Consider the following 11,985-nt stretch of genomic DNA (forward strand, 5'->3'; position numbering starts at 1 on the left):
CGAGAACGCAAGACTAGAGAAAGGGGGGAGTTCTTTAAGTTGAAAGGAAAGGCGCCCCGCAAGGCTAAGAGAGCAGCTTGCGCGGCAGTTTTCGTAATGGGGATGCTAACCTTGCCTTTGAACGCGTTCGCGGCGGGCGATTGGGATACTGCCACTTCTCAAGTGAGGGTTGGAACTCTTCCGCTCTTAGCCGCGCTTGCAGTCGGAATCGCCGTAGCGGTTGGTGCGGTTATCGCTTTCTTGCAGATGACGGCAAAGGGCAGAAATTCGAACGATTCGTCTTCATCGGAACCGGAATCGGAGTCGGATGAGCAAGAGCTATTCGACGATAACGGCATTCAGGAGTGGGAAGAAGATGATGAAGCCGAGAATAGGGACACGATGCGTAACTCGGGTTATGAGGATGATCCCTTAACGGATTATACGATTCCGATCACGCAGATTCTGGCGTATTCAGGGCAGGCGGAAGCGGCGGACGAGAACGAACCGAGGCTTTGCGGATTAGGAGGAGAACATGCGGGCAACAGTTATCGTATCGTAAACCGCCGCTTGACCTTCGGTCGGGATCCCGCGCATTGCTCCATCCTTTTTCCATACGAATCGGGAGAAATCAGTCGCGTACATTGCACTTTAGGATATATTGAAGAAAGCCGTTTATTTATTCTAGAGGACAAAGGTTCGTCCAACGGCACGTTTCTCGAGAACGGAGATCGCTTGAAGCCGGGCACGAGATATGAATTGCAAGCGGGGGAAAAGTTCTCCTTATCGGGCAATGAACAGCTATTCGAAGTCAGGATCCCGACGGAATAAGAGTCAGGGCTAACCTCCATTGGTAACGGAAGCCTAGCGTTTTTTACTTTATCCTCCAGCTGAGAAATGGTATAATAATAAAATGCAGGGACGTTTTCCTTTATGGCAAATTGCGGTGGAACATCGAGGCTTGAAGGAAGAACCTTATATTCGGTTCTCCGGGTGGCGTAATACCGCCTCCGTTCCGGGATTCGCGCCGGGTCGGAATCCATTCCACTGGGAGGGAATTGCATGGCCAAACGCAGCCACAATGAGGTTCAAGAAAGTTTGAGAGAACTGACTAGAATTTTCCGACCCAAGGATCCGCGCAAGTTTGTTAAAGATTACATCCGTAAGTACAGAATTACCGGAGGATACGAAGAAGAGCTAACGAGTCTCGTCGAGCGCGAGCTGACTAAATTGAATTCCCCCGCTTCTTGATGCGTGGCATGGTACAACCGACAGGATGATAGGCTTTATAAGCCTTCATCGAGTCGGTTTTTTTTGTTTTATCAAGGTTATTGAAGCTCGTAGGCGAACTTAAAGTCGCTAATAAATAGATAGTCGATCAGCTTCTCGTCATGGTTCAATGAAAGTATGATGCTTATGACATAGGATTGATCGGTAGGCGGCCTTTCCTCTTGTATCGTAAGCTGAGGAAGACTAGGCAATTTACGCAATCCGGACTGGCTTTTGTAGAAGAAGTATTCAATCGAGCCTTTTGAAATATGGCCAGGCTTCCCGTAAAGCCGGATCATTTTCGCTTCGTTGGTCAATAAACCCAATCCGCGGGGCGTTCGGAAGATTTCCGTTGAATCTTGGCCCAAAGCGATCTTTATTCCGGCTACCTTACCCTTCCTGTAGAACACATCGGCGCCCCGATAATCATACCAGAGGGTACGCCAGAGTCCGCGATATGAAGTAGGCTTTCCGAATTGCCTATCCACCTCCGCTTTGCTCATGCCGATGGCGATTCTCCTTTTGTCGTCCGCCGTCTGGACGGAAAGATCCCACATGGTATAAGGCTTGGGTTTAGCCGGAAGATCTTCGAGGGAATTAAGGGCTGCGACGCGCTCCTCCGCCAAGCTTCTGAAATCCTCGCGTTTGATGTCAAAGGAGTAAATTTCGTCCGTATAGGATGAATTAAAACGAAGGCGATAAGTGGCTGAACCCGGTACGCGGCTAACGTCTTCGCCTGGATTCACTTGTTGGAACGAGCCGTCGCTTTCTATGAACAAATATTCACCGGTTTCTTCGATGCTTGGCCTTCCCAGCAGTTGCCTAACGTCTTCAAGCGAGGAAGATTCGCCGATAAGCCCGTTGAGCGAGGCTTGTACATCGTTCTCGACGGAGAAATACGCGGCTTGATCGTTCTCGTAAGCGATCAGCAATTCGCCGTGCATGTCGTAGTCGAATCCCGCGGAGCGATAGGTTATGCCTTCGCCAATAAGGTCGTCGATAGCTTTTTTGCTCATGCCCGGTATCAGCTTGACGGTATTGCCGTTTACTGAATAATGGATAGTCAGGTAGGGATGATCGGCAATCGGAACCTTGTCCTGTATAGATGGTTGTTTATCAGCGTAGGCAAAGGAACTTGGCGGAATGAGTACGGCGATAATCATTAAGTATAGAACGACATAAGTCGCGCGGTTGAATTTTCTTTTGTGCTTTAGTTTAGACATATAAATGATGAACCTCTTTTCAGTCGATTGTCGGTACGCTGAAAGGATATTCAACGGATAGAAACGATTTTCCTTTTCCTAAAGCAAAGTTCGCGGCAAATTCCACTTTCCCGTTCCATAGAATATCTTATCTAAGGAAGAAACGGGAGGTGTAGGCGTGGCTAACGGGAGGGGAACGGCCCCGGCAATTCGCACGCGCCAGGAAATAGCGCTTATGGCGCTGGCCGGAAAGTTGTCCGCGCAATTGAAGAAGGAACTCGGCCGGAGAGTCAGACCGGGGATTTCAACGATGGAACTGAATGAGTACGCGGACCGTTATATGACGGACCGGGGGGCATCCGCGGCGCAGAAAGGCTTTCATGGTTATCCGTATGCAATATGCGCGGCGGTCAACGACTGCGTTTGCCACGGCATGCCGAACGATCGGCTGCTGCAGGACGGCGATCTCGTGACGTTGGATTTCGTCGCAGAGCTCGACGGATGGATGGCCGATACGGCCTGGACTTACGCTGTCGGAAACGTTAAACCGGAAGCATTGAAATTAAGGAAGGCAGCTTATCAAGCGATGTGGCAGGGGGTCGGGCAAGCCAAGGTCGGCAATACGATCGGCGATATTGCCGCGGCTGTCGGTTTGGTAGCCGAGAGCGGACCATATGGAATAGTAAGCCAATTCGGGGGTCATGGAATCGGAAGAAACCTGCACGAGCCGCCAGAGGTTCCTCATGTCGGGAAGGCAGGCACGGGGCGCAAGCTGAAAGAAGGAATGGTCATAACGATCGAGCCGATGCTCACGATCGGATCTCCGGAAGTATATATTGCGGAAGACGGATGGACCGTGTTGACTATAGAAGGCGGTTTGTCCGCTCAATTCGAACACACGGTGGCCATTACCGCTGACGGCCCCATTGTGTTAACGAAGTAACCTAGTTAATTCCGCTCACGATGAGCCGATCGAGTGGAGTTAACGAAGAAACCTTGCTAATTCAGCCCATCGAGAGTCGATCGGGTTGAGTTATCCAAGAAACTTAGCTAATTCTCCAACCATAAACTCTCCGAAGTGGAACCGAGCCGCGATAGTAACTAAATCGGACTAACTCGGCCATCTGTGGTGGAATTGAGCCGCGATAGTAACCAAATCGGACTAACTCGGCCATCTGTGGTGGAATTGAGCCGGGATAGTAACCAAATCGAACTAACTCGGCCATCCGCAGTGGAATCGAGCCGCGATAGTAACCAAATCGGACTAACTCGGCTCATTTCGTGGGGTTTAGTTGAACGAGGCACTGAGAGTTAAATTAGAGCGTCTCCGCCGCTTTAAATCGACGAACGAGGCATTTTGAGTGAAGTTAGAGCGTCTCCGCCGCTTTAAATCGACGAACGAGGCACTTTGAGTGAAATTAGAGCGTCTCCGCCGCTTTAAATCGACGAACGAGGCATTTTGAGTGAAGTTAGAGCGTCTCCGCCGCTTTAAATCGACGAACGAATCACTTTTCGACGAACGAGGCGAGGCATTTCGGTGGGGAAAATAAAGAAAAGCGGAGCAAGTGTGTAATCCACTCCTAGCTCCGCTTCTACATAACCGTCCGCTAACTTGGCGGCTCCGCAATTACTACATCTGCCCAGGAAGCCGATCAGGAAGCTCATCCGCAGGCTGCCCAGCAGGCTTCATATACAAAGGCAAAGGAACCTTATTCCCCATGCCGAATGTGTACTGGACCAGCGTGTTGAAGTCTTCAGTTAACGGTGCGAGCGGCTTTTTGAGCCACGCGACTTTGGCGAATTCGAGCGATTGATTGACGTATTCCCGGTTAGCGGAGATGTGCACCTCTTGAGCTCTCGGGAAAGATGCGCGAATGTTATCGCCGATGACCTGACGCAGCTCCGAGGAAAGATCGGTGTAGTCCTTGTGAGTAAAGTAGGAATTGTATGGCGTGGCGACCTGCCGATTATCCCATTTCGTGCTGCCGCTGCTGACGTCGTATACGCCTTCGGTAGTGCCGGTATTGTCTTGCTCGTGCGTCCGAGGCCCGCCTCTGGCTTCCGTTCCGGTAGCCGTCCAATCCGTAAGAATACCGACGTAAGCATTCTTGTCGGTTAAAAAAACGAGCGCGGTGTTAATACCGGGTAAGGAGGCCACTTTGTTCGAGAGTGCCGAGCTATATTCGAAATAACGATTTTCATGCTGTTTCGGGTCGGCTGTCAATTTGCCGTAGGAGCGGACGTGCATCATTTTCGGATCGTTCACGTTCCGGCTGGAGTAATCGTTACCGCTTTTCTGAAAGTAGGATTTGTAGTTGCAAGCCGTCAATAGTCCAAGCATTAAAGCGACCGCGATAAGAGCGCATGAACGTCGAGCCGACATAGGACAACCCTCCTGAAAAATCAATATGAGCATAGGATTTACTTCGGCCGGAAAAGTATGCGTTCGATCGCGCACATAAAACTCGGCCATATTGGCAAAAAGAAGGGGAGGGAATAAAAGTCGGCCGCTTTCGGCTAACTCATGAGGGGTTCTGTCCGAGGGCCGTCGCAAGTCGCTTTCGCGATAGGGACTAAAGCACGAAAACCTTGAAATGACGCGGTTTTGACAGTTTTGAGAACAATTTGTGAACTGTTCTGTGAACATTGACAAACCAACGGCTCAATCTTTATATTTATGAGAGTGCTTGAAGAGCGTTTGTTGCTTGGTCCAACATCCGTGTACATATAGAAAGCGTTTGCCATTCAGGGCAAAGGTTTTCTATGATAACGTCAAATTGGGGTTGATAAGATGAATCGGTGGCCTGTAATGAAGCGGCTGCTTCCGCTGCTGACAGGTTTGGTATTGCTACTGTCGGGATGTGGAAGAGCAGATCTCTCAACTCTGAATCCGCAAGGACCGGTAGCTGAGAAACAATTAGATTTGATGAAACTTTCCATTGGTATCATGGCTTTGGTCGTTGTCATTGTGTTCGCCATCTGTATTTACGTGCTGATTCGCTTTCGTCGTCGCCAAGGCGACAAGAGCATTCCTAAGCAAGTGGAAGGAAATCACACGCTGGAAATCATCTGGACGGTTATCCCTCTCGTATTGCTGCTTATTCTAGGCGTGCCGACGATCAAAGACGTATTCGGCTTGGCTAAGGATTACAGTAAAGACAAGAATGCCGTGCAGGTTAAAGTAACCGCGCATCAATATTGGTGGGAATTCGAATACACGGACTTGGGAATCACGACCGCCCAAGAACTGATCGTTCCTACGGATAAGACTGTTTCGTTCGAGTTGGTGGGTGCGGACGTTAAGCACTCCTTCTGGATCCCGTCCATCGGCGGTAAAATGGACACGAACCCCGGAGTTACCAACAGAATGTACTTAGATTTCCCTAAAGAAGGCGTGTTCCGCGGCAAATGCGCGGAGCTGTGCGGACCTTCTCATGCTTTAATGGACTTTAAAGCCAAAGCGGTAAGCCCCGAATCGTTCGCCCGTTGGGTCTCGGCGATGAAGGCTCCTGCCGTTATGCCTGCCGACGCGGAAATCGCGGAGAAATTCACTTCGCAATGCTTAAGCTGCCATGCGGTCGGCGAAAACGGAGGCAACAGCGCTCCGAACTTGACCGGCGTGGGCGGACGTCAAACGATCGGCGGTATTCTGTATAACGACGAGGTTCCGGTTGAGCAGAATCTTCACGACTGGATCACCGATCCTCAGAAATACAAATCCGGCGCCATGATGCCCAAGGCCGTGGATAACGATCTAAGTCCGGAGCAAGTAAGCGCCATTGCCGAATACTTGGCGGCATACAAGCTCGACTATTAATTAAGCGGGAATTGAAGGAGGTACGTGGCCTTGGCAGCACATGGACACACGGTCAAGCGTTATAGCGGCTTGATGGATTGGCTAACGACCGTCGACCATAAGAAGATCGGCATACTGTACATGATTGCAGGTTTGTTCTTCTTCTTAATAGGCGGTTTGGAAGCGATCGTCATTCGGGTTCAACTCATGAAGCCGATGAACGACGTCGTTTCCGGAGATACATTTAACGAATTGATTACGATGCACGGTACGACCATGATTTTCTTGGCGGCGATGCCGCTCCTGTTCGCTCTCATGAACGCGGTTATTCCGCTTCAGATCGGCGCGCGGGACGTAGCGTTCCCGTTCTTGAACGCCCTCGGCTTCTGGACGTTCTTCTTCGGCGGATTGCTGCTTAACTTGAGCTGGTTCGCAGGCGCCGTTCCGGACGCGGGCTGGACGTCATACGTTCCGCTGGCCGGGCCGACGTTCAATTCCGGGCACGGGGTCGATTATTACGTCATCGGCTTGCAGATAGCCGGTATCGGTACATTGCTCGGCGGTATCAACTTCATGGCGACGATCATCAACATGCGTGCGCCGGGACTATCCTTCATGAGATTGCCTATGTTCACATGGACAATCTTCATTACTTCGGCTCTAATCGTATTCGCGTTCCCGGTACTGACCGTCGGTCTGGTAGCGCTCATGTTCGACAGGTTGTTCCACGCCAACTTCTTCGAGGTCGGCAACGGAGGCAGCTCGGTTCTATGGGAGCATATTTTCTGGGTTTTCGGTCATCCTGAAGTATACATCCTGATCGTGCCGGCATTCGGCGTTATCTCCGAAGTCGTCAGCACGTTCTCGCGTAAGCGTCTGTTCGGCTACAGCTCCATGGTATTCGCGACCGTGTTGATCGCCTTCCTCGGATTCATGGTATGGGCGCATCACATGTTCACGACGGGTCTGGGACCGGTTGCCAACGGATTGTTCTCCATCGCGACGATGCTGATCGCGGTTCCGACGGGGGTTAAGATCTTTAACTGGCTGTTCACCCTGTGGGGCGGTTCGATTCGATTCACGACCGCGAACTTGTTCGCGATCGGATTCATTCCGACCTTCGTAATGGGCGGAGTTACCGGCGTTATGCTCGCTTCCGCTCCTGCGGATTATCAATACCACGATACTTATTTCGTAGTCGCTCACTTTCACTACGTTATCGTCGGCGGATTGATCTTCGGTATTTTCTCGGGCTTGCATTACTGGTGGCCGAAAATGTTCGGTCGTATGCTGAACGAAACGCTCGGCAAAATTACGTTCTGGACATTCTTCCTCGGTTTCCACTTGACGTTCTTCATTCAACATTTCTTGGGCTTGCTCGGCATGCCTAGACGCGTCTATACATACTTAGGCGGACAAGGCTATGACGACATGAACTTTATTAGTACGATCGGCGCGTTCTTCATGGGTATCGGAACGATCGTGTTCTTGCTCAACATCTTTACCACGTGGGCTAAGCCGCGCAACGCGGCAGGCGATGCATGGGAAGACGGCCGTACATTGGAATGGTCGATTCCGTCGCCACCGCCGGAATACAATTTCCAACAAACGCCGCTCGTTCGCGGATACGATGCATTTTGGAAGGAAAAGATGGAAGGGAAGACGGCAATGACGCCTGCCGAGCCGATCGGTTCGATTCATATGCCATCTCCGTCGATCTTGCCATTGATCATGAGTATCGGATTGTTCGTTGCAGGTTTCGGATTTATGTACGATCGCCTTATCGTTGCCGGCATCGGTCTACTGATCACATTCGGCTGCATGCTCATCCGTTCCTTGTATGACGATCACGGTTTCCACATCGAACCGGAAGATCAGGAGAAGGGGGTGCACGCATGAGCGCACATGATCACGCGGAAGGACAATTACCGCACGAACCGGAGAAAGCGACCTTAGAAGCGCGCAACAAGATTCTAGGTTTCTGGATCTTCCTCGGTGCGGAGACGGTATTGTTCGGAACGTTGTTCTCGGCATTCCTAGCTCTTCGCCACAATATCGGAGATGGTCCTACGGCCAACGAATTGTTCCAGTTGCCGATGGTATTCGCGGCGACGATGATCTTGCTTACATCAAGCTTGACGAGCGTATTCGCGGTTCAAGCGCTGCATCACCACAATAAGAAAAGCATGATCGGCTGGTTGATCGTCACGATCGTGCTCGGGTTATGCTTCCTTGGACTCGAAATTTACGAGTTCAAAGAATACGTACATGAAGGCCATGGCTTTACGACTAGCGCATTTAGTTCCTCGTTCTATACGTTAGTCGGGTTCCACGGAGCCCACGTTGCCTTCGGGGTCGTATGGATCGGAATCGTTATCGGTCAAATTTTCAAAAAAGGCTTGACGGTCGTGACCGCGCCGAAAGTATATATATCCGCCATTTACTGGCATTTCATCGACGTTGTCTGGGTATTCATCTTCACCGTTGTTTACTTGATGGGAAAGGTGGCTGGTTAATCACATGTCGAGCAACCACGACCATTCGGCTTCCGGAGAAGCGACGAAACGGCACAAGGTCGAAGGTCCGCAGAAGCATATCGTTGGATTCGTTATGTCGCTGGCGCTTACGATTATCGCCTTTGCCGCCGTATCCGCGGGTGAAATCAACGCAACCTTCACGTATATCATTTTAGTATCGATGGCGGTCATTCAAGTATTCATTCAGATGGCATTCTGGATGCACATGAAAGATCGCGGGCATTTATTTCCGATCATCGGAATCCTTGCCGGAGTGTTCGTCGTCTTCACGATGGTGATCATGGCTCTGTATTGGGTATGGTGGTAAGAAATTCAAGGGTTTAATCGCAGAGAGGCGGGCCAAAATCCGACCTCTCTTTTTACTTGAACGGAAGGAGTTTGATGGCAATGCTGGGATTGGAGTTTTTCTCATTTCGCGACTTGTGGAGTCCTGCGTGGATCATTTTCACGATGGCGATACTCGTTCTGTACACGTTCGTCGTCGGACCTTGGAGACATCGGTTCGCAGGCAGCAAGTCCGTATCGGTCCCTCGTCAACTGGCTTTCGTAAGCGCCATCGTTATGCTGTACCTGACTCAAGGCGGTCCGCTTAGCTTGATGGGCCACTTGATGTTTACTTTCCATATGACCAATATGGCGTTCGCGTACATTCTCGTACCGCCGTTATTAATATACGGTTTACCGGATTGGTTCTGGCGCCGCCTATTCCAAGCCCGGTTCTGGAGATTAGGCGTATTCCGTGTAATCATGAATCCGATCATTAGCTTAGGGCTGTTTACTTTGCTCTTCTCGTTCTATCACATGCCCGATAACCACGATTGGATCATGACCCATTTCACGGTGCACCGGATTTACTACGCTTTGTTGTTCCTTTCGTCCATGATGATGTGGTGGCATGTCTATTGCCCGATCCCGGAGTGGAGAAGAATGTCGCATATGCTCACGTTGGGCTACATTTTCATGAGCGGACTGTTGTTGACGCCAGCGTGCGCGATGATCATCTTCGCGGAACAGCCGTTATTCGCGGTATATAACGATCCCGAGGTTTGGGTCAAAGCGATGGGCTACTGCATGGCGGGAGATCCATCGGTCTTATTGAGTAAATTCGAAGGGCCGGCCTTCTTCAATATGATGAGCGGAAAGGACGACCAGCAGTTAGGCGGCATCGTGATGAAGCTGCTACAGGAATTCGTTAACGCCGCAGCTCTGTACACCGTCTTCATGCAATGGTACCGCAAGGAGCGGGCGCAAGAGGACGATGTCGCGGATTCGGGCGGAACGGGTAGCTTGCTCACTAAAAGTTAAACGGCCGAAGTTATCTTTATTAACAATGTGTGACGGTACGCCGAATCGTTTGAACTAATTCGGGCGGACAGGTACAATAGGTACAAGAAACCTTGTAGTTACGATGATAGAGCGGGTGAATGTTACATGTCGTGGTATGATATTTTTCCACTTGTCAGCACGAGTTTTATTCTCATCAGCGGAATTCTAGTGGCCATTGGCTGGCGGTTGATTATTAAAGGCAAACGGGAAGCGCACGAGAAGGTGATGGTTGGAGCGGCCATCGCGGCTAGCTGCTTCTTCATTATTTACGTCTCGCGCACGATCTTCATCGGCAATACGATGTTTAACGGACCGGAAAGCCTCAAGACGGTATATCTTGTCTTCTTGTTATTCCACATCGTGCTTGCGACCGTCGCAGCCGCATTCGGGATAACGACGCTAACGCTCGCTTACCGCAAGAAATTCGCCAAGCACCGCAAGTGGGGTAAGATCACGGCGAAGATTTGGTTCGCTACCGTCATTACGGGAGTAACGGTATACGTTCTCTTGTACCTCTGTTACCCGGGCGGACATACGAAGCCGGTCATAGATGCGATTTTCGGATAATAAGCGATAGAGTTACTCTTCAGGCCCCTTGAGGGCCTGTTTTTTTTTGCGTAGGCTAAGCCAGCGCATTAACATTATGCAAGATTGAAAAGCTTTTTTTGAATTAGATATGTGATGACCATGTCATGTTACGTAACACATAAAGTTAATTTATGAAACTTTATTTCATATTATTATTGAAATATATAAAATTTAAGTTTATAATCGGTTCAAGAGTTGCACACCGGTTAGCAACTTGCATCGCATCAAGGAAAGAGGTGGGGAACTCGTCGTTATTGGGACAACTAGATTCATGGAGTGAACGGATTAACGGGTGGGTTGATCAAGGGCACTTTCCCGGCGGCGTGTTGGATATTCGATTGGATAAGCGTAACCGTTTTCAGAGGGCTTATGGCCGTTTGAATGCGGATAAGCTTCTGCCTATGGAGCTCTCCACTGTATTTGATTCAGCATCATTGACTAAAGTGGTAGTCACGCTTCCTTCGATTCTGTTATTGGCACAAGCCGGCGAGCTCGACTTGAGCGATTCCGTGCAGAAATTCATTCCGGAGTTTCGACATGGACAGGTAACGCTTCGTCAATGCCTAATGCATTCAAGCGGTTTGCCAGCCGATCTTGCAAATCGTCTTGAAAGGTATACGGAACGGGGTGTATTCCAAGAAATATTGGAGCAAGAGCTTGAGTACGATCCGGGAACGAGAACTAACTACAGCGATATCGGAATGATTCTGATCGGCAATATCATCTCCCGCGTCTCGGGACAACCGTTGGACAAATTCGCAAAGCAGCATATTTTCGACCCGCTTGGCATGCTTGATTCTACCTTTCGTCCGCCAAAGGCCTGGCAAGACCGGATTGCGCCGACGGAGTGGGACGGCAGTCGTTACATTATCGGCGAGGTTCATGACGAGAAGGCATTTCGGCTTGGAGGGGTATGCGGCAGCGCAGGATTGTTCACAACTGCCGATGATCTGTCCAGATATGCACTGAGCTGGCTGTATCCTGAGGAGTATCCGTTATTAAAACCGGAATGGGTGAAAGCAAGTTTGCAAGCTTTACCGGAAGAACGTGGACTCGGATGGCAGCTATGGCAGGGGCAGGAAGAGACGCTTGCTTGCGGGAGACTATGGTCGCACGGTACTTTCGGACATACGGGTTTCACCGGCTGTAGCTTATGGATCGATCCGGTTCGCGAACTCGTCGTCGTATTCATGACGAATGCGGTACATTTCGGCAGAGAAAAACCGATTCGACAACTCAGACCTATCTTACATGACAGAATCTTTCATGATGCATTGCAAGTCTAAAT

General features: G+C 50.2%; 12 protein-coding genes. 10 read left to right on the forward strand and 2 right to left on the reverse strand.

Translation table 11 applies throughout. The features are described 5' to 3' along the window. Window positions 1-39: 39 nt before the first annotated feature. Both DFP95_RS04945 and DFP95_RS04950 read left to right on the forward strand, forming a co-directional pair. Window positions 40-810, forward strand: coding sequence for an FHA domain-containing protein (locus tag DFP95_RS04945; protein ID WP_181907259.1), 771 nt, complete (start codon window positions 40-42; stop codon window positions 808-810). Window positions 811-1,041: 231 nt separating this feature from the next. Continuing rightward, on the forward strand, window positions 1,042-1,230 hold the full coding sequence (locus DFP95_RS04950) for a hypothetical protein (RefSeq protein WP_115991481.1): 189 nt from the start codon (window positions 1,042-1,044) through the stop codon (window positions 1,228-1,230). Window positions 1,231-1,307: 77 nt separating this feature from the next. Here DFP95_RS04950 and DFP95_RS04955 read toward each other — a convergent pair whose 3' ends face one another. Next, complete coding sequence (locus DFP95_RS04955; RefSeq protein WP_115991482.1) at window positions 1,308-2,471, reverse strand: hypothetical protein; 1,164 nt, start codon at window positions 2,469-2,471, stop codon at window positions 1,308-1,310. Between the two features lie 157 nt (window positions 2,472-2,628). Here DFP95_RS04955 and map point away from each other — a divergent pair, with 157 nt between their 5' ends. Beyond that, window positions 2,629-3,393 (forward strand): type I methionyl aminopeptidase, encoded by a 765-nt coding sequence (map, locus tag DFP95_RS04960; protein WP_281273393.1) that lies wholly within the window; start codon window positions 2,629-2,631, stop codon window positions 3,391-3,393. Window positions 3,394-4,080: 687 nt separating this feature from the next. Here map and DFP95_RS04965 read toward each other — a convergent pair. Continuing rightward, complete coding sequence (locus DFP95_RS04965; RefSeq protein WP_181907260.1) at window positions 4,081-4,833, reverse strand: hypothetical protein; 753 nt, start codon at window positions 4,831-4,833, stop codon at window positions 4,081-4,083. A gap of 408 nt (window positions 4,834-5,241) precedes the next feature. Between DFP95_RS04965 and coxB the strand changes: the two genes are divergently transcribed. From coxB to DFP95_RS05000, 7 genes are all read left to right on the forward strand, one after another. Further along, on the forward strand, window positions 5,242-6,267 hold the full coding sequence (coxB, locus tag DFP95_RS04970; RefSeq protein WP_245987368.1) for a cytochrome c oxidase subunit II: 1,026 nt from the start codon (window positions 5,242-5,244) through the stop codon (window positions 6,265-6,267). Between the two features lie 72 nt (window positions 6,268-6,339). Next, window positions 6,340-8,145 (forward strand): cytochrome c oxidase subunit I, encoded by a 1,806-nt coding sequence (ctaD, locus tag DFP95_RS04975; protein ID WP_115991848.1) that lies wholly within the window; start codon window positions 6,340-6,342, stop codon window positions 8,143-8,145. Continuing rightward, entirely contained in the window at window positions 8,142-8,762 is a 621-nt protein-coding gene (locus tag DFP95_RS04980) for a cytochrome (ubi)quinol oxidase subunit III (RefSeq protein ID WP_115991484.1), read from the forward strand. The genes ctaD and DFP95_RS04980 overlap by 4 nt, the downstream gene beginning before the upstream one ends. A 4-nt stretch (window positions 8,763-8,766) precedes the next feature. Further along, window positions 8,767-9,090: a cytochrome C oxidase subunit IV family protein gene (locus tag DFP95_RS04985; RefSeq protein WP_115991485.1), complete on the forward strand. Its 324-nt coding sequence runs from the start codon at window positions 8,767-8,769 to the stop codon at window positions 9,088-9,090. A gap of 80 nt (window positions 9,091-9,170) precedes the next feature. Next, window positions 9,171-10,088: a cytochrome c oxidase assembly factor CtaG gene (gene ctaG / locus DFP95_RS04990; protein WP_115991486.1), complete on the forward strand. Its 918-nt coding sequence runs from the start codon at window positions 9,171-9,173 to the stop codon at window positions 10,086-10,088. 126 nt (window positions 10,089-10,214) lie between these two features. Continuing rightward, on the forward strand, window positions 10,215-10,676 hold the full coding sequence (locus DFP95_RS04995; protein ID WP_115991487.1) for a DUF420 domain-containing protein: 462 nt from the start codon (window positions 10,215-10,217) through the stop codon (window positions 10,674-10,676). 275 nt (window positions 10,677-10,951) lie between these two features. Then, window positions 10,952-11,983: a serine hydrolase domain-containing protein gene (locus DFP95_RS05000; RefSeq protein ID WP_181907261.1), complete on the forward strand. Its 1,032-nt coding sequence runs from the start codon at window positions 10,952-10,954 to the stop codon at window positions 11,981-11,983. Window positions 11,984-11,985: the final 2 nt, after the last annotated feature.

It is taken from the genome of Cohnella lupini (assembly GCF_003386205.1).
In the GTDB taxonomy this organism is placed as follows: Bacteria; Bacillota; Bacilli; order Paenibacillales; family Paenibacillaceae; genus Cohnella; species Cohnella lupini.

Bases quoted from the DNA above. Each gene is read 5' to 3' on its own strand.
- ctaG (WP_115991486.1), top strand. From the start codon at position 9,171: ATGCTGGGATTGGAGTTTTTCTCATTTCGCGACTTGTGGAGTCCTGCG.
- DFP95_RS04950 (WP_115991481.1), top strand. From the start codon at position 1,042: ATGGCCAAACGCAGCCACAATGAGGTTCAAGAAAGTTTGAGAGAACTG.
- DFP95_RS04985 (WP_115991485.1), top strand. From the start codon at position 8,767: ATGTCGAGCAACCACGACCATTCGGCTTCCGGAGAAGCGACGAAACGG.
- coxB (WP_245987368.1), top strand. From the start codon at position 5,242: ATGAATCGGTGGCCTGTAATGAAGCGGCTGCTTCCGCTGCTGACAGGT.
- ctaD (WP_115991848.1), top strand. From the start codon at position 6,340: ATGGATTGGCTAACGACCGTCGACCATAAGAAGATCGGCATACTGTAC.
- DFP95_RS04965 (WP_181907260.1), bottom strand. From the start codon at position 4,833: ATGTCGGCTCGACGTTCATGCGCTCTTATCGCGGTCGCTTTAATGCTT.
- DFP95_RS04995 (WP_115991487.1), top strand. From the start codon at position 10,215: ATGTCGTGGTATGATATTTTTCCACTTGTCAGCACGAGTTTTATTCTC.
- DFP95_RS04980 (WP_115991484.1), top strand. From the start codon at position 8,142: ATGAGCGCACATGATCACGCGGAAGGACAATTACCGCACGAACCGGAG.
- DFP95_RS04955 (WP_115991482.1), bottom strand. From the start codon at position 2,471: ATGTCTAAACTAAAGCACAAAAGAAAATTCAACCGCGCGACTTATGTC.